General features: G+C 64.1%; 20 protein-coding genes and 1 pseudogene. 7 read left to right on the top strand and 14 right to left on the bottom strand.

All coding sequences use genetic code 11. The annotated features are described in order from the left end of the window. Positions 1-171: 171 nt before the first annotated feature. The gene (locus ACIQ2E_RS02985) at positions 172-2139 is read right to left on the bottom strand and encodes an IMS domain-containing protein (RefSeq protein WP_398325946.1); all 1968 of its coding nucleotides are present in this window, start codon (positions 2137-2139) and stop codon (positions 172-174) included. Positions 2140-2269: 130 nt separating this feature from the next. On the opposite strand from ACIQ2E_RS02985, the gene pdhA reads away from it, so the two are divergent. Continuing rightward, complete coding sequence (gene pdhA / locus ACIQ2E_RS02980) at positions 2270-3379, top strand: pyruvate dehydrogenase (acetyl-transferring) E1 component subunit alpha (RefSeq protein ID WP_296448482.1); 1110 nt, start codon at positions 2270-2272, stop codon at positions 3377-3379. 9 nt (positions 3380-3388) lie between these two features. On the opposite strand, the gene ACIQ2E_RS02975 is transcribed toward pdhA, so the two are convergent. The 5 genes from ACIQ2E_RS02975 to ACIQ2E_RS02955 all read right to left on the bottom strand — a co-directional run bounded on the left by ACIQ2E_RS02975 (position 3389) and on the right by ACIQ2E_RS02955 (position 8600). After that, the gene (locus ACIQ2E_RS02975) at positions 3389-4303 is read right to left on the bottom strand and encodes a histone deacetylase (protein ID WP_398325942.1); all 915 of its coding nucleotides are present in this window, start codon (positions 4301-4303) and stop codon (positions 3389-3391) included. A gap of 34 nt (positions 4304-4337) precedes the next feature. Continuing rightward, positions 4338-4985: a hypothetical protein gene (locus ACIQ2E_RS02970; protein WP_398325939.1), complete on the bottom strand. Its 648-nt coding sequence runs from the start codon at positions 4983-4985 to the stop codon at positions 4338-4340. Beyond that, on the bottom strand, positions 4982-5935 hold the full coding sequence (locus tag ACIQ2E_RS02965; protein WP_398325936.1) for an acetamidase/formamidase family protein: 954 nt from the start codon (positions 5933-5935) through the stop codon (positions 4982-4984). Before ACIQ2E_RS02965 ends, ACIQ2E_RS02970 begins: the two co-directional genes overlap by 4 nt. Then, positions 5932-6861, bottom strand: coding sequence for an RpoD/SigA family RNA polymerase sigma factor (locus ACIQ2E_RS02960; RefSeq protein ID WP_398325933.1), 930 nt, complete (start codon positions 6859-6861; stop codon positions 5932-5934). The genes ACIQ2E_RS02965 and ACIQ2E_RS02960 overlap by 4 nt, the downstream gene beginning before the upstream one ends. 140 nt (positions 6862-7001) lie before the next feature. Then, the gene (locus tag ACIQ2E_RS02955) at positions 7002-8600 is read right to left on the bottom strand and encodes an NAD(P)H-hydrate dehydratase (protein WP_398325930.1); all 1599 of its coding nucleotides are present in this window, start codon (positions 8598-8600) and stop codon (positions 7002-7004) included. A 118-nt stretch (positions 8601-8718) separates the two neighbouring features. Here ACIQ2E_RS02955 and mnmA point away from each other — a divergent pair, with 118 nt between their 5' ends. The 4 genes from mnmA (at position 8719) to ACIQ2E_RS02935 (ending at position 11942) form a co-directional block, all read left to right on the top strand. After that, positions 8719-9861 carry a tRNA 2-thiouridine(34) synthase MnmA gene (gene mnmA, locus ACIQ2E_RS02950; protein ID WP_398325927.1) on the top strand — a complete coding sequence of 381 codons (1143 nt, stop codon included), beginning with the start codon at positions 8719-8721 and terminating at the stop codon, positions 9859-9861. Between the two features lie 173 nt (positions 9862-10034). Then, complete coding sequence (locus ACIQ2E_RS02945; RefSeq protein WP_398325924.1) at positions 10035-10442, top strand: hypothetical protein; 408 nt, start codon at positions 10035-10037, stop codon at positions 10440-10442. A gap of 31 nt (positions 10443-10473) precedes the next feature. Beyond that, positions 10474-10851, top strand: coding sequence for a hypothetical protein (locus tag ACIQ2E_RS02940; protein ID WP_398325921.1), 378 nt, complete (start codon positions 10474-10476; stop codon positions 10849-10851). Continuing rightward, complete coding sequence (locus ACIQ2E_RS02935; protein WP_398325918.1) at positions 10851-11942, top strand: FUSC family protein; 1092 nt, start codon at positions 10851-10853, stop codon at positions 11940-11942. The genes ACIQ2E_RS02940 and ACIQ2E_RS02935 overlap by 1 nt, the downstream gene beginning before the upstream one ends. Here ACIQ2E_RS02935 and ACIQ2E_RS02930 read toward each other — a convergent pair. The 5 genes from ACIQ2E_RS02930 to ACIQ2E_RS02910 all read right to left on the bottom strand — a co-directional run bounded on the left by ACIQ2E_RS02930 (position 11908) and on the right by ACIQ2E_RS02910 (position 15090). Then, positions 11908-12147 carry a 2Fe-2S iron-sulfur cluster-binding protein gene (locus ACIQ2E_RS02930; RefSeq protein WP_398325915.1) on the bottom strand — a complete coding sequence of 80 codons (240 nt, stop codon included), beginning with the start codon at positions 12145-12147 and terminating at the stop codon, positions 11908-11910. The two genes, ACIQ2E_RS02935 and ACIQ2E_RS02930, sit on opposite strands and share 35 nt — an antisense overlap. After that, a complete protein-coding gene (locus ACIQ2E_RS02925; RefSeq protein ID WP_398325952.1) occupies positions 12144-13619 on the bottom strand; it encodes a cobyric acid synthase in 1476 nt (491 codons plus the stop codon). The genes ACIQ2E_RS02930 and ACIQ2E_RS02925 overlap by 4 nt, the downstream gene beginning before the upstream one ends. A 17-nt stretch (positions 13620-13636) precedes the next feature. Then, the gene (locus tag ACIQ2E_RS02920; protein ID WP_398325912.1) at positions 13637-13996 is read right to left on the bottom strand and encodes a type II toxin-antitoxin system death-on-curing family toxin; all 360 of its coding nucleotides are present in this window, start codon (positions 13994-13996) and stop codon (positions 13637-13639) included. A gap of 38 nt (positions 13997-14034) precedes the next feature. After that, the gene (locus tag ACIQ2E_RS02915) at positions 14035-14262 is read right to left on the bottom strand and encodes an AbrB/MazE/SpoVT family DNA-binding domain-containing protein (protein WP_398325909.1); all 228 of its coding nucleotides are present in this window, start codon (positions 14260-14262) and stop codon (positions 14035-14037) included. A 447-nt stretch (positions 14263-14709) separates the two neighbouring features. After that, on the bottom strand, positions 14710-15090 hold the full coding sequence (locus tag ACIQ2E_RS02910) for an Npun_F0494 family protein (RefSeq protein ID WP_398325906.1): 381 nt from the start codon (positions 15088-15090) through the stop codon (positions 14710-14712). Between the two features lie 53 nt (positions 15091-15143). Between ACIQ2E_RS02910 and ACIQ2E_RS02905 the strand changes: the two genes are divergently transcribed. Both ACIQ2E_RS02905 and ACIQ2E_RS02900 read left to right on the top strand, forming a co-directional pair. Further along, on the top strand, positions 15144-15767 hold the full coding sequence (locus tag ACIQ2E_RS02905) for a Maf family protein (RefSeq protein WP_398325949.1): 624 nt from the start codon (positions 15144-15146) through the stop codon (positions 15765-15767). A 195-nt stretch (positions 15768-15962) separates the two neighbouring features. Then, positions 15963-16112 (top strand): hypothetical protein, encoded by a 150-nt coding sequence (locus tag ACIQ2E_RS02900; RefSeq protein WP_398325903.1) that lies wholly within the window; start codon positions 15963-15965, stop codon positions 16110-16112. A gap of 43 nt (positions 16113-16155) precedes the next feature. On the opposite strand, the gene ACIQ2E_RS02895 is transcribed toward ACIQ2E_RS02900, so the two are convergent. The 3 genes and pseudogenes from ACIQ2E_RS02895 to ACIQ2E_RS02885 all read right to left on the bottom strand — a co-directional run. Continuing rightward, positions 16156-16977 (bottom strand): YcgJ family protein, encoded by an 822-nt coding sequence (locus ACIQ2E_RS02895; RefSeq protein ID WP_398325900.1) that lies wholly within the window; start codon positions 16975-16977, stop codon positions 16156-16158. Between the two features lie 132 nt (positions 16978-17109). Next, positions 17110-18498, bottom strand: coding sequence for a photosystem II reaction center protein CP43 (gene psbC, locus ACIQ2E_RS02890; protein WP_398325897.1), 1389 nt, complete (start codon positions 18496-18498; stop codon positions 17110-17112). Next, positions 18482-18753 (bottom strand): annotated as a pseudogene (locus tag ACIQ2E_RS02885) (photosystem II D2 protein (photosystem q(a) protein)); the annotation flags it as partial. The gene psbC and the pseudogene ACIQ2E_RS02885, both read right to left, overlap by 17 nt.

Genomic DNA, 18753 nt, shown 5'->3' with positions numbered 1-18753 from the left:
CACCTCTTTCAGGGCGCCATCCACGTTGGTTTCGCTGATCGAGCCCTGGCCGCGCAGGTTCTTGACCGCGTCTTCAAACCGCTGGGAAAGCTCGTCGAACATCAGGTGCGCAGGCGGCTGGGGGCGGGCGGCGTGAGCCGCTGGTGGCGCGATCGTAAAAAGCCGCCGCCCTTAGCCCGGCTTGAAGGCCGCCAGTAGCCAGCGTTCACCATCGCGGGCAAACACATACGTATTGGTGAGGCTGGTGGAGGGGGTCTGGCTGAGCACGGCGCCGCTGCTGCTGCGGCGCTCGTCGCTGTAGCGCAGCGTCACCTGAGCGGCGATGCGGTTGGGGCCGCGCTCGCTCACGCTGAAGCTCTCCACGCTGGCTTTCACCGTTTCGGTGGCGCCAGCGCTGCGGTTGGCTTGCTCTTGGCGTTGGAGTAGCGCCAGCTGGGAGCTGCGGGCGAGATCGCTGAGGGGCAGCGGTGCATTGCCCCCAGCCAGCACAGCGGCCTTAGCCTCCAGCCACGCCTCGAGCAATTCCTGCAGCTGAGTTTCGCTCGGATCGGCGGCAGTGAGGGGGAAGCTCGGAGCCACGGGTGCCGGCGGGGTTGGTGGCGCTGCGGGCGGTTGGACTTGTTCGGCCGGCTCCACCGGCAAGGGCCGCGCGGGTTCGGTGCGGGGCCGCAGCAGCAGCCAACCGCCCAGGGCGATCACCAGCACAGCCCCCCCGGCGGCGGGCAGGGTCCAGCGGGGAAGGTCCGCCAGGGCGGGCATGGCCGGGAGCTGCAGGTTCGGCAGGCGCCACTGGGGGCCATCCCAGAGGTCGTCGTCCTCGTCGGTGACCGCCGCAGCGGTGTCAGGGTCTGCGGCCGGGGGCTCGAGGCTGAACTCAGGCCAGGCGGGCAGCTCCTGCGGTGTGTCGGCGGCGGCTGGCGCGGGCTCGGGCACGGACGCGGTGGCAACGCTGCTGCTGAGTCGGCCGCGGATGCGGTCTTGTTGCTCTACGTAGGCCTGCACATCGCGATCGGCGAACCAGGCCTCGAGGTCGGCATCGGCATCAATGTCGCGGAAGCCGGGCAGCACCTCACGACTCAGCCAGTCGCGGCAGTAGGCGCAGAGCCGGGCTAGGGGATCCTCGCTTTGCTCATGGGCCCATTGGCGCAGGGCCTCATCGGCGCCGGCATCGAACAGGGTCTGGGCTTGCTCCACCTGGCCGAGCAGCAGCTGCTGGCAGGCCAGAAACACCTCCATGCCGGGCTGGCCGCCGGATTGCAGGCGCTGGAAGCCAGCTTGGATGCGCTCGGGTTTGCGCTGCACAAAGCCAGCGGCGGTGAGGGCGAAGCTGGCCAGGAAATCAGCGGTGGCGGATCCGGCCTCCGCCCAGCAGCTGAACAGATCCACCTGCTCCTGCACCGTGAGGAACTGGCGGATTTGTTTGAAAAACGGCTGGAATTCGGCCTGGGGGAAGTCGGGGTCGAGCTCGCCTTCGAGGCCGCCGCGTTGCAGCACCAGATGTTCCAGCAGCTGGATCCCTTCCTGGCGCGCGGTGAGCGCCGAGAGATCGCGGCTGATCAGATCGAGCACCCGGTAGGGCAGCAGCAGCTTCAGCTCGCGCTCGAGTTGGCGGCGTTGCTCGGGCAGCTGCCCCATGCGCTGCAGCAGCTGAAGGCCTTGCTGCAGGGTGCGGGCCGCGGCTTCGTAGCGGCGTTGGTTGCGGAAATCAGCGGCGGCGGCCTGGCAGGCCAAACCCGCGAGCAGGGTGAGATCGGCTTCGCGGCTGCTGCCTAGGGCCGGGGCCTGGGGTGGTTGTAGGCCCCGGCTGGCGGCTTCAAAGGCTTCCTGGGCCTGACCGGCTTCCATCAGCAGCAGCAGGCCGCCCACCTCGCGGGAGGGTGGAATTTCAAGAGCGGCAATGGAGCCTTCACCGGTGTCGGCGATGGCGGTGAGCTCGCGCTCGTAGTTCTGGCGGCGGTCCTCATCGCTGAGCAGTTCAGCGCTTGCCTGCAGCAGTTCGGCCCGCCCCTGCAGCGTGTCGATGGTGAAGCCCTGATCCGGCGCGCGATCCAAGCGTTGCTGCAGGGTGCGCAGCACCGTTTCACTGTCGGTGGTGGCGCTCACCCCGAGCAGCCGGAAATGGTCGATCGGCAGTTCCAATCCGCCCGGTGCGCTTGGGCGTGACTGTAGTCAGGGTCTGAGGTTTTGGCCTCATCCCGCACACCGTTCGGTGATGGACCCCGTACAGTCGCCCCAGCATCAGTAGTGGCCGGACAGCCGGAAACCGCGCATGACACAGGCAGATCTTGGCCAGAGCGTCGCCAGCAACGGAGCTCCGGCCTGCTCCGCTGATGTGAATGCGGTGGGCCTGCACGCCGAGCGTTTGCTCAATCTCTATCCCTCCACACCTGCGGTGGTGAGCCGGGATGAGGGCCTGATGCTCTACCGCGATATGACCCTGGGTCGGCGCTTTGAAGACAAGTGCGCCGAGATGTATTACCGGGGCAAGATGTTTGGCTTCGTGCACCTTTACAACGGCCAGGAGGCCGTGAGCACGGGTGTGATCAAGGCGATGAAGATGCAGCACGACTGGTTCTGCAGCACCTATCGCGATCACGTGCATGCCCTCAGCTGCGGCGTGCCCGCCCGGGAGGTGATGAGCGAGCTGTTCGGTAAAGAAACTGGATGCAGCAAGGGCCGCGGCGGTTCCATGCACCTGTTCTCCAAGGAGCACCACCTGCTCGGTGGCTACGCCTTCATCGGTGAGGGCATCCCGGTGGCTCTCGGGGCTGCGTTCACCAGCCGCTACAAGCGCGATGCCCTGGGCGATGCCAGCAGCGATGCCGTGACCGCCGCCTTCTTCGGCGATGGCACCTGCAACATCGGGCAGTTCTATGAGTGCCTCAACATGGCGGCGCTCTGGAAGTTGCCGATCATCTTCGTGGTGGAGAACAACAAGTGGGCCATCGGCATGGACCACAACCGTGCCACCAGCGACCCAGAGATCTGGCGGAAAGCCGCTGCCTTCGGCATGGCCGGTGAAGAGGTGGATGGCATGGATGTGCTTGCCGTGCGCGGTGCCGCCCAACGCGCCATTGAGCGCGCCCGCGCCGGTGAAGGCCCCACGCTGCTGGAGTGCCTCACCTATCGCTTCCGGGGCCACTCCCTCGCCGATCCCGACGAGCTGCGCGCCGAGGCGGAGAAGGAGTTCTGGGCCCAGCGCGATCCGATCAAGCGCCTCGCTGCTCATCTAATCGAGCACAACCTGGCCAACGCCGAGGAACTCAAGGGCATCGACAAAGAGATTGATGCGGTGGTGGCCGACTGCGTGGAGTTCGCCCTGGCGGCCCCCGAGCCCAAGCCCGAAGAGCTCACCCGTTACATCTGGGCAGAAGACTGAGCCTGGCTCTCAGAGCGCGTGCAACCGGGCCTGCTCTGCGGCAGACCGGAACACCAGAGCGTGCCGTTCCACCAGTGGTTTGAGATCGTCGTAGCCACCGCCGATCACCGTGGCGACTGGAATGGAGCGCCGCAAGCAGGCATCGAGCACCAGCCGATCCCGGTTGAGCAACCCCCCATTGCTGAGGTTGAGCCGACCTAATCGGTCGTGGCGATGTGGATCCACGCCGGCGTTGTAGAGCACCAGATCGGGCTTCACCTGATCCAGCAGGTTGGGAATCAGATCGCCAATGGCAACGAGGTAGTCGTCGTCTTCCAGGCCATCGTCGAGCGGTAGGTCGACATCGCTGCTCTGTTTGCGCAGCGGGAAGTTGCTCTGGCAGTGGGCGGAGAAGGTGAATACCCGTGGCTCCTCCGCAAAGATCGCAGCCGTGGCATCGCCCTGGTGCACGTCGAGATCGATCACCATCAGTTGCTGCACCAGCCCTTCCGCCAGCAGCACCCGAGCTGCCACGGCGCAGTCGTTGAAGATGCAGAAGCCGCTGCCGTGGTCGGGGTAGGCGTGATGGGTGCCGCCGGCTAAGTGGCAGGCCAGTCCGTGCTGGAGTGCAAGCCGCGCCGTGAGCACGGTGCCCCCCACTGCCAGCCAGGTGCGCTGCACCAGCGGTGTGGTGGCTGGTAGGCCGATGCGCCGCTGCTCGGAAGCGGTGAGCTCGCCGCGAGCAAAGGCGTGGTGGTAGCTCCGCTCATGCACCAGCTCCAGCCAGCGGCGCGGCGCCGGCAGGGGTTCCACAAACTGATCAGCCCTCGCTAGCCCTTGCTCTCGCAACAACTGATGGAGCAGGCGAAACTTCGCCATCGGGAAGCGATGGCTACTGGGCAGCGGCGCCGAATAGGCCGGGTGATAGATGAAAGGGGGATGCAACCTGCAGCTGAGCCTCAGCCTGAGTGATCCTTGCTCAGCGCCCGCCCGTGAAGGCCAGGTGGCTGAATCCCCACCACGTCACAACAAACACCCCTACCAGAGAAGCCAGGGCGGCAAGGGTTTGCAGGGCGTTGGTGTCACCTTCCAGCCAGCGCCGATAGGCGCGACTTGCGGCGGGAACCAACAGCCACGAGGTGGCCGCTACGCACAGTGCGTTGCTCACCAGCATCAAGGTGGCGCCGGAGGCTTTTGGAAAGAGCCCATGCAGGATCGGGGTGAGCAACATTGCTGTTGGATACAGCGTGACCAGCACCATCAGATTCACCTTCCAGGTCGGCACTGGCCGGCGAATTCGGCTGGAGAGCCAGCGGCCGTAGCCGATCCAGTTGGCTCTGCCTTTGAATCGAAAACCGGTTTCTTCCTCTTCCTGCAGCAGCAACCGCCGGCGTTCTGGGTCGTCGAGCCAGCTCATGCACTGCTGGGGATGGTTGAACCGCATCGTGGTGCGGAACACACACTGATCAGGGTGCTGTTCAATCAGTTGGCGCTCAAGACTGACAAAGCCTTCGCGCTGGCTTGCCATCTGCTTCATCCGATCGCTGAAGCGGTAGTAGCGATCGAGATATTTCGGGTCGATGTGTTGTTCGAAATGATATTCGAACACGCCTGACTCATCCTTCATGGTGCGATCGGCTCGGTGAGGTTGAGCAGGTCGCGTCGCACCATGGCATGCACGCCCTTGTTCTGATTGACGAGTTGGGTGATGCGGATGTCGCAGGCGAGGCTGGAGAAGATGTAGGCCTGTTCGCGGCTCCAGCCAGTGAGTGCAGTGAGCCAATCCAGCATGCGATGGGAGGCCTGACGAGCCGCCTCATCCAAGTCGGCATCGAAGCCCATGGTGATCAGATGGGTGGGCGTGAGGGCGCGGGGTGCATCCAGAGTGCGTCCTGGGTGAAGGATCAGTTGGAAGCAGCCATCCATGCATGTTTCCAGCGCGGTGACATCCATCTCCCCATCCCCTTGCACGGCATGGCCATCGCCGGCTGAGAACAGCGCCCCTTCGGTGAACACCGGTAGAAACAGGGAGGAGCCGGCAATCAACTCCTTGTTGTCGATGTTGCCGCCGAATTCGCGAGGCGGAACGGATGAAACCCGCCCCCACTCAGCTGGTGGTGCTGTGGCCAGCACGCCGAAGAACGGTCGCAGGGGCACATCGATCCCCCATGGCAAGTGGGTGATGCAGCGATCGCGATCGATCGGACAGGTGTTTTGGCGCGGTTGGTGAAACTCGTTGGGAAGGGTTCCCCGGCCTGGTCGGATCAGGTTGTAACCCCAGTCCGCACCTAGGCGGATGTCTTCAATGCGCACTTCCAGGCAATCGCCGGGTTGAGCCCCTTCAACGGCGATCGGCCCCGTCAGGATGTGGGGCCCATCCATCGGCATCACGCTTTCGATGATGTGGCGATGGGCTGGGGCGACAATCGAGAGGTCGCCGCCCAAGTCGGCGCGGCCACCCGAGAAGGTTTCGATCTCCACGTGATCTCCGGATTGCACCGTGAGGCGTGGCTCGAGCGCGGCGTGCAGGTGGCCCCAGTGAACAGTGGCCGGAGTTGCCCGGAGACTGTGTTTCACAGGCTGCTGGGCATTCTGCGGGTGAGGTGCCGCAGCTTGCGTAGGGCTTTGAGTTCCACCTGGCGCACCCGCTCGCGCGAGACGTCGAGCATGCGGCCGATTTCGGCGAGGGTGTGCCGTTCTTCGCCCTCGAGGCCGAAACGCAGCTCGAGCACCTGACGCTCCTGCTCGGTGAGGTGGCTGAGCCAGCGGCCCAGCTGCTCGTGGTGCATGCCCCGTTCCACTTGATCGAGCGGTTCGGCGTGGCTGTTGTCAGCGATCAGATCGCCCAGGAAGCTGCGGCCTTCTTCGCCGTTCACCGGGGCGTCGAGGCTGGAAGTGGTGAGGGCCTGGCGCAGGAGCGAATCGAGTTCATCGATGGGCATCTCCATCTCCTCGGCGATTTCCTTGCGGCTGGGCATGGCGCCGAGTTTGTGGGCCAGATCCAGGCTCACCTTGCGGATGGCGGTAAGGCGCTCGGAGAGGTGCACCGGCAGGCGAATCGTGCGCGATTGGCAGGCAATGGCGCGCGTCATGCTCTGGCGGATCCACCAGAAGGCATAGGTGGAGAACTTGTAGCCGCGGGTGGGGTCGAACTTCTCCACGGCCCGTTCCAGGCCGAGGGAGCCTTCCTGGATCAGATCGAGCAGTTCTAGACCTTTGCCCTGATATTTCTTGGCAACGCTCACCACCAGGCGCAGGTTGGCTTTCATCATCCGTTCTTTAGAACGGCGGCCGACGCGGATGGTCTTTTTCTGCTGATCGGTATAACCGTTCTCGGGTTCCTCTTCGGTGAGGCGCATCATTGCCTGCACCTGATTGCCGAGCTCAATTTCCTCTGCTGGAGTTAAGAGGGGAACGCGGCCGATGGTGGAGAGATACCAACTGATCGGGTCACTACCGCGGCGGCGACTGGCGCCCCCCGGGGAAAGTCCGGATGCCGTCATGAACCCAGTCCTGTAAGTGGGCGCAAATCTCCTATGGGTTTTGCGAAAACCAATGTGATTTCAGATGCCCTTCAGCTTTCAGCAGCAAAACCACACACTTGTGTTGAGACTCACGTGTTGATCCGCTGTTGTTAATCCTTTTACGCGGTTTCGTTTGTGTTGGGCTCCTGGCTTTGCAGCTGCTGGGAAACACCCATCGGCTCGGCGCCGCCCCGGCCCCGGATCCGTTCTGCTGCCAGCCCTGCCTGCGCGTGGGCCAGGGCGCTGGTGGCGAGCAGGGCGGCATTGCTGCCCCCTCTGGCTCCAAGGCCTCCGGCATAGCCCGCCAGCACATCCCCGAGGCCCGCTCGGGCTGCAGCTCTGCAGGCCTCGCCCAGCTGCCAGCGCCGGCCATCGGCGGCGGCGATCACGGTGCGGGCGCCTTTAAGCAGCACGCTGCAGGGCTGCTGATCGCTGCAGGCCTGGGCGGCGGCTGAGGCTGCCAGCAGGGGTGGTTGGTGAGCCAGTTCCGGGAACAGGCGCGCAAATTCACCGGCGTGTGGGGTGATCCAGGTGGGTCCGTGGCGGCCCTGCAGCCAGGGCTGCGCACCCAGGTGGGCCAGGCGATTCAGCCCATCGGCATCGAGCAGCAACAGGCCCGCGAACCGTTGAAGCAGCTTCCAGATGGATGCTTCCGCTGCTGCCTCTGTGGCTGAAGTGCCACCCAGGCCGGGACCGAGCACCACCGCATCCAGCCGCTCCAGGGCGCTCTCGTTCAGCCCCGCCAGCTGCAGGCTGCCGCTGGGGTGGGCCTGCAGAGCGGCGCTCACCACCACGTGGGGCTGCACGCTCCAGAGCTGCTCGGCCACGGGTTGCGGCAATGCCGCCCGCAGGCTGCCTACCCCACTGGCACTGGCCCCCTGCAGACAGAGCTGGCTGGCGCCGCGATAGGCCTCACTGCCGGCGATCACCAGCAGCCGACCGCGCTCGTATTTTGAGGCGGCTGCGGATGGCTGCGGCCAGGGGGCACCCGCCAAATCGCGGCCCCAGAGAGCCACGGGTTGATTCGGCTCAAACGCCTGCAGCAGCGCGGCCGGTAGCCCCAGCTCGATGCGCTCCAGCCGGCCCACCCAGGCCAGCGCCTGATCCTGCAGGAAGCCTTGCTTGATCAGGCCGATGCTCAGGCTCAGGGCGGCGCAGGCGGCCACGCGGCCGAGCCGCTGCCCGCTGTCGGCACACAGCCCAGTGGGGCCATCGATGGCGATCAGCCGGTCTGGCTGCTGTTGCTGCCGCTGGTGCAAGAGCGTTTCCAGGGCGTCGCCGGGTGGGCGGCTTTGGCCAATGCCGAACAGCGCATCGATCCACACGGCTGGATCGGCGGCGTTGGGCGGGGCTTCCAGCTCCGGGATGCCGAGCCAGCGGGCATGGCGCAGGTGGGCGGCGGTGAGGGGTTTGTGGCGCTCAAACGGGCTCCAGATCCGCACGGCGACCCCGGCCTGGTGCAGCTCACGCGCCACTACCAGTCCATCGCCGCCGTTGTGGCCGGGCCCCACCAGCACCAGGGCGCCGCGCTGCTGCAGCTGGGGCCACCAATCGGGCTCCTGCAGGCGCCGGGCCACCGCCAGCGCCGCCTTTTCCATCAGGGCCTCCACCGGCAGCCCACTGGCGAACAGCTGGTTCTCCAGATCGGCCATCTGGCTGCCGCTCACCAGCAGGTGCTCGGCATCGCGATCGGGCCAGGGCCAGGCGGGCTGAGACAAAACAGACCGGGGGGTGGCAGTTCCATGATGGAGAGATTCCGCTGATCGGGCTGTAGGGCCTGGTCGTTTTGTTGGTTTGGCCCGTTTTTCTGCAATTCCCGCTGCCGCGGATCCCTCGGTGGCGGCCACCCCGGCCGGTGCCTTAGCCCTGGAGCGGCTTCAGGCTTGGCCCGGCGAGCACCGCGTGGCGGTGGGCCTTTCGGGTGGTGTGGATAGCTCCCTCACCGCAGCGCTGTTGGTGGAAGCGGGCTGGCAGGTGGAGGGGCTCACCCTGTGGCTGATGAGCGGCAAGGGCGCTTGCTGCGCTGAAGGCTTAGTGGATGCAGCGGGGATCTGTGAGCAGCTCGGCGTGGAGCACCACGTGGTGGATTTCCGAGAGCACTTCAAGGAGCAGATCGTTGATTTCCTGGTGCAGGGCTATGGCGATGGCATCACGCCGTTGCCGTGTTCGCGCTGCAACCGCGAGGTGAAATTCGGCCCGATGCTGCGCTGGGCCGAGGAGGAGCGCGGCATCGCGCGCATCGCCACCGGCCATTACGCCCGGGTGTGCCACAGCGAGCAGAGCGACAACGGCCGCCACCAGCTCTTGCGCGGCCTTGATCGCCAGAAGGATCAGAGCTACTTCCTCTACGACTTGCCCCAGGAGGCCTTAGGCCGCTTGGTGTTCCCCCTGGGCGAACTCACCAAGGCCGACACCCGCCTCGAAGCGGCGCGCCATGGCCTGCGCACGGCCGACAAGCCGGAAAGTCAAGACCTTTGCTTGGCCGATCACCACGGCTCGATGCGCGCCTTTCTCGACACCTACCTGCCGCCGCGCCAGGGCGAGATCGTGCTTGATGACGGCCGCGTGGTGGGCCAGCACGACGGCATCCAGCACTTCACGATCGGCCAGCGCAAGGGGCTCGGCGTGGCCTGGAGTGAGCCGCTGCACGTGGTGCGCCTCGATGGCGCCATGAACCGCGTGGTGGTGGCACCCCGCCGCGATGCTGCCCGTAGTGAAGCGGTGGTGGGAGCCGTGAACTGGGTGTCGATCGCGCCGCCCGAGGAGCCGATCGAGGTGGAGGTGCAGGTTCGCTACCGCAGCGGAGCCGTTGAAGCCCGGTTGTCTCCTCTGGAGGCGACCGATTCCGATGCGGCGGCGGGCCGGCCCCATCGCTGCCGGCTGGAGTTTGCTGAGGAGCAGTTCTCGATCACCCCCGGGCAGGCGGCGGTGTTTTTCGCGGGAGAGCGGGTGCTGGGGGGTGGCCTGATTCAGCGCTGATACGGGTCGCGGTGTGTGTGCAGCGCAGCACTGTCCAACTCCGGATATCCATGGATATCCGGAGTTGGACACCGCGCCGAAGTGAAGTGCCCCTTCCCGCGTCTTCACTTTGGCTCCACAATTGCCGTGCTGCTCGGCCTGTCGCTGCCCGTGGTCCTCGCTGAGGCGCTGCTGTGAACAGGGCTGCAGGTCGCCTGAATTCAGGACTCCTGCGGCAAAGCCTGCGCATCTCGGTGGTGATGTTTGTGACCGCAGCGATTGCGCTCTGGTGTGATCGAACGGCTTATCTGTGGTATCCGCTCAATGCTGCATTGATCGTTGTTGATGACAACGATGAGCTCACCCTCCCGGCGGCTCGCGGCCGGATCATGGGCACGATCCTTGGGGGCCTACTCACCTTTGTGGTGCACACCATTGCCTCCGGTTGGATGGCGGTGTTGCTCACCTGTCTGCTGTGCTTCCCGTTGCTGCGCTTGTTCAGATGGCAGGGGGGGATTGTCCACCGCGGTGAACATCGTGGTGATGTTTCTGATGATCCCCAAGCCCACACAGCTGAACTTGGATTTTGTATTCAACCGTAGCCTCGATAGTTTGATTGGCATTCTGGTAGCCGTGGTGGTTGCCTATCTGTTCTGGCCGCGCAATCGCCTGGCCGAACTCGATCGCTTGGATTTGGCACTTGATCAGCAGATCCGTTCTGGCGAGCCAGGATCTGCAGCAGAGCTCACAGCGGGGTATTTGAGGCTGGCTCGTTTGGTGGAGGTGGCGTTGCGGAGTCAACAGGCGGCGCTGGTGCGTCGTCAGCGTTGGCGGCAGCGATTGCTGATCTGGGAAACCTTGCTGCATCACGCGCTCGAATTAGAGCGGCATCGATCCCTCGAACAATCCGGTTTGCGTTCGCCCTTGTTGGCTGCAGCAATGGCCGACGAACAGCAACGGGTGCATAAGGCGCTGCAAAGCATGCAGTTGTGTCGCGAGGCCTGTCGATGATGCAGCGCGACGACCTGCGATTGGCCGTTTGCGTGGGTCTTGCGGCCGGCTTCGGTAGCATCAGCACCGTTCCGGACGGCTACTACCTGCCGCTCACCGTGGCGGCGGTGATGGTGGGCAGCTACGGCAGCTCCTATGCCTTGGGATTGCAGCGGGTGATCTGCACCTTGCTGGGAGGTTTGCTGTTGTTGATTGCCCAGCCGGCGTTCACCGGCTTGCCCTTCCCGATTGGGCTGGCGCTGATGTTGGGTCTGATTCGCTTTCTAGGCGGCTGCCTGGGCTTGGAGGCCGGCTACAAGATCACCGGGATGGTGGTGGTGATGGGCTGGTTGATGCAGTCCACCGCTGTGGATGGTTGGTTGGGCCTCAAGCTGAGCTGGACGGCGCTCGGCGTTGTGCTGGCGTTATTGGCATTGCATTTGTTCTGGCCAAACACCGCCATTCGCGAACATCAACAGGCCTATGGGGCCTTGTTGGAACTCCAGCGAGAAGCGCTGCTGGAACAGCAGCGGCTGTTGCTTCAGTCTGCCGGCGCGCCTCTCTCCCCGACTCGCCGAAAGCAACGCCATCGCGAGTTGATGCCCACCCTGATTCAGTCGCGTGCCACGCGTTCGGCTGCGGAGCTTGAGCTGGGTGCCAATCCCTACGCCCAGCCGCAAGCGCATCTATGGACCGACCTGGAGCGTTGTTGTGCCGCCATTGCTGGTTGCATCACCGCTTTGCGCGCTTTGCGTGCACCGTTGGTTGCGGTTCCAGCTTTCCGTGCGTTGCATCAGGCGGAAGCTCAGCTTCTGGCTGATGCCGTTGCTCTGCTTGGTCTGTGGCAGGACGCTCTAAAACGCAACCGACCAGCTTTATCCGCTGACAGCACGTCTGAGGATCTCCAGGCTTCGATGGAGTGTCTGCGCGCTGTGGAGCGGGATCTGCTGGCGCAACACCACCTGCCGCAGGTTCTCGATCCATTCAAGCAGCGCCAAGTGGCACGCCGCTTGCTGCTTTGCTATCAGATCGGAGCTGTGGTGCAGCGCATGCAGCTGCGCTGGCAGGAGTTGATGGTTACCAATAAGGATCCGTCGCCAGCTCCACCGTGAGCTCCCCGCTCTTGCTCGCCGGAACGGTGGCGATGCAGGCGCGCACGGTGGCGCCGTTCACGTCGAGCTCGCAGGCGCCGCAGCTGCCGCCCAGGCAGCCCGTGGGGATCGAGAAGCCGGCTTCGCGCGCCGCTTGCAGCCAATCCATGCCGGGCCTGCAGCGAGTGGTGTGCCCGGAGGGCCAGTGGATTAACACCTCGTTCATGGCTGCAGGAGGGGCTCCAAATTCACGTGCTGTTCGAAGGCATCGGCGAGGCGATCGAGCAGAGCCTCGCGCTGACGGCTGTGGTGCGGTTGCTGTTCGCTCAGAGGCGGCAGTCCCTTGCGTGCCCGCAACTGATTGAGCCAACGCCTCCGCCAGGGGCCGCTTTCGAACACGCCGTGCAGATAGGTGCCTGCCACTGAGCCGTGCACCCAGCCCAGCTCCGCTTCGGCGCAGAGCGGTTGGCAGGCGTCCAGGGCGATGGTGTTGCCGCGGTGCAGCTCAAAGCCTTCGATCGGGAGCGTGTTGCTGTCGCCCATCACCGGCCAGAGCGCTGTGCTGCTGCACTGGCGCAGCGCTTTGCTGCCACCAAACACGGTGCGCAGCGGCAGCAGGTTGAGCCCTGGCACTGGCATGCGTCCGTTGCTTCCGCCCTCCAGCCCATCTGGATCGCAGAGCTCTCGGCCCAGTAGTTGCATGCCGCCGCAGATCCCGAACACCACCCCACCTGTTGCAGCGAACCGCAGCAGTCCGCCGCATAGTGCTGCACTCTGCTGCAGTGCTTCCAGGTCGCGCAGGGTCTGCTTGCTGCCAGGCACCACCACGGCATCGGGATTGCCCAGCTCCTCGCCGGGGGCCACCCAGCGCAAGTGCACGCTCGGTTCTGCCTCGAGGGGGTCGAGATCGGAGAAGTTGCTGAGCGAGGGCAGCTTGAGCACGGCGATCTCCAGCTCGGCGCTGCGTTTGCGGCCCCGACGCTCCAGCAGATCCAGCGAATCCTCCGGAGGGAACAGCTCATCGAGCCAGGGCATCACGCCCAGCACCGGAATGCTGGTGTTGGCCTCCAGCCAGCGGCGCCCTTCATCAAAGAGTTCGCGCCGGCCTCGGAAGCGATTGATCAGCAGGCCCCGGATCAGCGGACGCTCCACCGGCCGCAGCAGCGCCAGGGTGCCGACCAGCTGGGCAAAGACTCCGCCCCGCTCGATGTCGGCCACCAGGATGCAGCGGGCCCGCAGGTATTGAGCCAGGCGCAGGTTGGTGAGGTCGCGCGGTTGCAGGTTCACCTCCACAGGGCTGCCCGCACCCTCCAGCACAAGCCGCCCATCGGGGTATGCAGCCTGCAGCTCGCCCAGGCCTTGGCGGATCGCGGCCCATCCCGGACGGAACCAGTCGCGGTAGTAGTGCTCGGCGCGGCAGCTGCCCACCGACTGGCCCAGGTGGATCACTTCGCTCGTGCTGTCGCCCTGGGGCTTGAGCAGCACCGGATTCATGGCGCACTGTGGCTCGAGCCCCGCGGCCCAGGCCTGCAGTGCCTGGGAGTAAGCCATCTCGCCGCCTGCCTGATCCACCCAGGCGTTATTGCTCATGTTCTGCCCCTTGAAGGGCAGCGGCGTTTCACCGCGGCGCCGCAACACCCGGCAGAGCGCGGCCGTCATCAACGACTTTCCGGCACCGCTGCTGGTGCCGAGCACCATCAAGGGGGTGGGGGTATTCACGTTGGGCAGGTGCTGTTGGCTTCAAACCAGGCCTCAAGATCAGCCCATGGCAGTTCGGCGGCAGCCAGGCGGCAGATCATCACAACCATGTCTTCATTGGAGGCGTGGAAGCGGAAACCGTTGAGACCCAAAAACACAACGGCTACAAGAAAGCCGCTGCGCTTGTTGCCATCGACAAAGGGATGGGCTCGGATGAGTGCTTCTGCATAGACTGCCGCCAACTGTGGAATGGTGCTGAGTTCCGCGTAATTCCAGCGTTGTCTGGGGCCGGCCAGTGCTGCCTCCAGCCCCGTTGAACTGCGAATGCCTTGCAATCCGCCGTGTTCGAGGATCTGCTCGTGATGAATGGCACGCACGGCTATCGCTGGAACCCAGCACGGCTCAGGGCCTGTGCTCATTGGGCGAGCTCGCGCAGGGCTGGCTGAAATTGTTTTGCAGCTTCTGCCGCCAAGGCGAGAGCCTGCTGAACCGTGGAGTCAAACGGTGTCAAGAGGATGCCGTCTTCGGTTTCGATGGCCTGGATACGGTCGCCTGGTTCCAGGTGGAATCTGCGTGCCAGTTCCTTAGGGATGGTGGCGCTCACAGAGCCACCGGATTGCCGCAGGGTGACTTCTGATGCCATAGCTCAATGGCAAAGGAGCACAGAAATGCTACTCGTGGATTGGACGGGGCCTCGTTGGGGCGGATCAGTGGCTTTCTGGGCTGCTGGCATTGCTCTCCTTGAGTTCTTCAAGCAGAAGGGCCAGGGTCTCGTTCAATTGGAGTCGGCTGATGGGGGTGTCGGATAGTTGGAATCGGATAAGCGCCAAACAGCGCAGCCAGAGCGGCAATGAAGAGAGATACTCCGATCTGCTCATCCAATGGAAGGTTTGAGATGTGGAGGAGTGCTCCATGGCCGAAGTTGGTGAAGAGGGAAATGGCACTTACCAGAGCCCCGGCAAGGAACGTAGCTGCTGCTTGACGATCGAGAGTTGAGCTTTTCATCAGGCTAACGGCGTCAATCAGCACAGTCTCTTGATGGTTAAACCCTCAGTCGCCGTGCTGCATCTGTGAAATCACGGCACTGCTCTCAAATCCGTGGCCAGTGTTGAACCAGCCAATGCAGCAGGCGCCTGGGAATGCTGGCTCGGGCGATTTCTCCATCCCATTGGCTCAGCACCTCGCGGCCCAGGGGGGTGAGGCGCACCCGTTCGGTGAGGCCCTGGCCGTCCACTTCGCGGCGCAGCACCCCGAGCTGGATCAGCCAGATCAGGTGGTCCTCGGTGTGGTTGGCTCTGAGGCGGCGCCGACTGATGCGGTGCCAGTCGGTTCGGGCGGCCAGTTGGCTGCTGCTGAGGGCGCCCTGCTCCAGCTCTTGGTAGAAGGCCAGCCGAAACGGTAGGCAGCGCACAGCCTGACGGGCGCGTTGGATGGCCTGCTGAGACTGGCTGGCGGTGGAGTGGGCGATCACGCTCGGGGCTCTTTGGCTGTCATTCTCCTGCTCAGGACTGCTGCGTGACTTCCGTGCTGCTGCTCGCTTCCGCTTCCCCAGCCCGCCGCCGTTTGCTGGAGCAGGCCGCTATTCCCCATCGCGTGCAAGTGAGCGGCGTGGATGAAGACGCCATCACCGACCCCAATCCAGCGCAGCTGGTGCAGTTGCTGGCACGGGCTAAGGCGCTGGCGGTAGCGAACGGCTGCACGGATCCCGAAATCACCGCGGTATTGGGCTGCGATTCGGTGCTCGCTTTTGAGGGGGAGGTGTTCGGCAAGCCGGCGAATGCCGATGAGGCCATCGGGCGCTGGCGGCGGATGGCGGGCGGCTGGGGGGAGTTGCACACCGGGCATTGCTTGCTGCCGGTGGTGGGTGTGGGGGAGTGTCCGCGGGCGGATATCCATGGATATCCCGACCTGGACGCGCTGCGAACCATTACCACCATCACCACCCGTGTGCAGTTCGCTCCGCTCAGCGAGGCTGAAATGGCCGCTTATGTGGCCACTGGTGAACCCCTCCAATGCGCCGGAGGTTTTGCCCTGGAAGGGCGTGGCGGCATGGTGGTGGAGCAGATCCAGGGCTGCTTTTCCAACGTGATTGGCCTCAGCTTGCCGCTGCTCAGGCGCTGGCTGGCCGGGGATTGTGCGGGGAGCTGACGACCTCACTTGCATCAGATTGACATGCCACTGTTGCCATCGCCTCGAGGCCATGGCTATGGCCTGGATAGGTCTTGCTCTGATGCCATGAAGCCCCTTGCGCTGTTCGCAGCTGGATGTCTCCTTGCTTGTAGTGGTGCGCGTGCGAATGCCTCCTCGCTGGAGCCGATCGAGCTCACGAAGCCTCAGCCCACGATGGAGCAACCGGTGGCGGCTGAGCAGCGCCATCTTCAGGCGGCTTCATCGCAGATGCGCAGCGCTGTAACGCCCGACGGCGATCTGCCCCTGGAATTCAAGAAGCCCACCGGGCCCCGTGGTCACAACCTGATCAACCTCAGCTTCTGATCATGCGCCAAGGCAGCTAGCTCATTGTCTTGGCTGGCTGCTTTTAGTTGAACAGATCCATCAGAAAGTTGTTCATCGCCCGCTGGAATTTGCTGGTGCCTCCCGATTCGGGGTTGTAGTTGCGCTGGGTTATATCCAGGCGGTAGTCAGCCCAGCGAAAGATGCCGCGGTTGCCGCGATCCTCGATGTTTACCGGCCAGCGGCCACCGGCTCCATCGGCGATCACAGTGCCACGGTTGCTTTGCTCGAACACGTAGGTGGGGCCTTGGCGCAGGTTTACCTCAAAACGCGGCTGGAAGCCCTGACGGATCTCACGCAAGGCGCAGCTGCCATTGAACAACTGTTGGTTGCCGCGCAGCAGGCGGCAGGTGCCGGTGTGGCTCACGGGGCCAGGACCGGGTTGTGGGTAGGGGGTTGGGCCTGGATAGGGCGTGGGATTCGGGAATGGAGATGGATTCGGGAACGGCGTGGGTGAGTTGCCATATAGCTGGTTGGTGATGTGACCAGCCGGACTGCGCTTGCCATTTTTCATCCTCCAGCAGCTCTGGCGATCGCTCTGGCAATACACCCCATTGCTCAGCTCAAAGCGACGCACCGGTAACCGTGAGCCGAAGTTTTGCTGTGCTGTCTGGCGGGCGTATTGGCCGAAATAGGTTCCCGTGAGCTGCAGGGAGAGGCCGTCGCGGTTGTAGCAGAGCTGATTGGTGCCATCACACACCACACCGGCCGCTGGCATCGTGATCGTGCTTTGCCCGGCGGGATTGGGGAGAGCCTTCGCCTGCTCGGCCGGCTGAAGTAGGGCCAGCCCAAGCAGCAGAGGGCTGATGGCTGCCAGCGCACCGTTTCTGTTCAGACGCCGCATCATCCGTGGAATGGCTAGATCCAGTCTGATCCAGCTTTTTGGATCAGTTTCGCCCCTGCTTTGGGGTGAAAGGTTTTCACAAAAAAAGCCCCCGCCGAAGCGAGGGCTGATGCAACCGAACTGATCGTTGAAGGATCAGTCGAGGTCGGGCATGGCCAGAGTGGGCTCGGCCTTGCGGTCGATGCCTTTCTCGAAACCAGCAGCGGCAGCGCGGGCGCGGCCGGCGTGCCAGAGGTGACCCACCAGGAAGAAGAAGGCAAGCACGAACTGAGTCGCGGCCAGCCACTGGCGGATGTTCACGAAGTTCACCGAGTTGGGCTCGGTGATGATGCCGCCCACCGAGTTCAGAGAAGCGTTGGGGGCGTGGGTCATGTATTCAGCTGCGCGGCGCACTTGCCAGGGCTGAATGTCGTTCTGGAGCTTGTCCAGGCTCAGGCCGTTGGGGCCGCGCAGGGGCTCCAGCCAGGGACCACGGAAGTCCCAGAAGCGCATGGTTTCACCACCGAAGATGATCTCGCCGGTGGGGGAGCGCATCAGGTATTTGCCCAGACCGGTGGGGCCCATGGCCGAACCGATGTTGGCGCCGAGGCGCTGGTCACGCACCAGGAAGGTGAAGCTCTGGGCCTGGGAGGACTCGGCGTTGGTGGGGCCGTAGAACTCGGAGGGATAGGCGGTGTTGTTGAACCAGATGTAGGCCGAGGCGATGAAGCTCATGAAGCTCAGAGCACCAAGGCTGTAGCTCAGGTATGCCTCACCGTTCCAGATGAAGGCGCGGCGCACCCAGCCGAAGGGCTTGGTCACCACGTGCCAGATGCCACCGAAGATCAGGGTCAGACCCAGCCAGATGTGGCCACCGATGATGTCCTCCATCGAGTTCACACCGATGATCCAGCCCTCGCCACCGAAGGGGGCACGGAACAGGTAACCGAACACCACGCCCGGATCGAGGGTGGGGTTGGTGATGAGGCGAACGTCGCCGCCACCGGGAGCCCAGGTGTCGTAAACGCCACCGAAGAACATGGCCTTGAACACCAGCAGCAGACAACCCACACCCAGAAGGATGAGGTGGTAGCCAATGATGTTGGTCATCTGGTTCTTATCGCGCCAATCCTGCGAGAAGAAGGCGGAATAGTTCTCCAGAATTTCGGGACCACGCAGGGCGTGATACAGGCCGCCAATGCCGAGCACGGCGGAGCTGATCAGGTGCAGAACACCGACCACGAAGAAGGGGTAAAGGTCGACGACCTCACCACCAGGGCCCACGCCGTAGCCGAGGGTGGCCACGTGGGGGAACAGGATCAGGCCCTGTTCGTACATGGGCTTATCGAAGGTGAAGTGGCTCACCTCGAACAGCATCATCGCGCCTGCCCAGAACACCATCAGACCGGCGTGGGCGACGTGGGCGCCCAGCAGGCGACCCGACAGGTTGATCAGACGGGCGTTACCCGACCACCAGGCATAGCCCGTGGAGTCGAGGTCCTTCCCGCCGATCCCGGAGAGAGAAGGATTAGAGAGCGTTACCACGGGGCAGAACCTCTTCAGGGAAGACGAAGTTTTCGTGCGGCTGGTCAGCCGGTGCCATCCAGGCACGCAGACCTTCGTTCAGAAGGATGTTCTTCGTGTAGAAGGTCTCGAACTCGGGATCCTCAGCAGCGCGGATTTCCTGCGACACGAAGTCGTAGGCACGCAGGTTGAGGGCCAGGCCGATGATGCCGATGCTGCTGGTCCACAGACCCATCACCGGCACGAACAGCATGAAGAAGTGCAGCCAGCGCTTGT

This window comes from Vulcanococcus sp. (genome assembly GCF_044369115.1).
Taxonomy (GTDB): domain Bacteria; phylum Cyanobacteriota; class Cyanobacteriia; order PCC-6307; family Cyanobiaceae; genus Vulcanococcus.
This window is presented reverse-complemented; position numbering and strand designations above follow the sequence as displayed.

What these genes read in the sequence shown, in the direction of transcription:
- pdhA (WP_296448482.1), top strand. Translation starts at nt 2,270, where the DNA reads ATGACACAGGCAGATCTTGGCCAGAGCGTCGCCAGCAACGGAGCTCCG.
- ACIQ2E_RS02970 (WP_398325939.1), bottom strand. Translation starts at nt 4,985, where the DNA reads ATGAAGGATGAGTCAGGCGTGTTCGAATATCATTTCGAACAACACATC.
- ACIQ2E_RS02960 (WP_398325933.1), bottom strand. Translation starts at nt 6,861, where the DNA reads ATGACGGCATCCGGACTTTCCCCGGGGGGCGCCAGTCGCCGCCGCGGT.
- ACIQ2E_RS02935 (WP_398325918.1), top strand. Translation starts at nt 10,851, where the DNA reads ATGCAGCGCGACGACCTGCGATTGGCCGTTTGCGTGGGTCTTGCGGCC.
- ACIQ2E_RS02930 (WP_398325915.1), bottom strand. Translation starts at nt 12,147, where the DNA reads ATGAACGAGGTGTTAATCCACTGGCCCTCCGGGCACACCACTCGCTGC.
- ACIQ2E_RS02925 (WP_398325952.1), bottom strand. Translation starts at nt 13,619, where the DNA reads ATGGTGCTCGGCACCAGCAGCGGTGCCGGAAAGTCGTTGATGACGGCC.
- ACIQ2E_RS02915 (WP_398325909.1), bottom strand. Translation starts at nt 14,262, where the DNA reads ATGGCATCAGAAGTCACCCTGCGGCAATCCGGTGGCTCTGTGAGCGCC.
- ACIQ2E_RS02900 (WP_398325903.1), top strand. Translation starts at nt 15,963, where the DNA reads ATGGAGCAACCGGTGGCGGCTGAGCAGCGCCATCTTCAGGCGGCTTCA.
- ACIQ2E_RS02895 (WP_398325900.1), bottom strand. Translation starts at nt 16,977, where the DNA reads ATGATGCGGCGTCTGAACAGAAACGGTGCGCTGGCAGCCATCAGCCCT.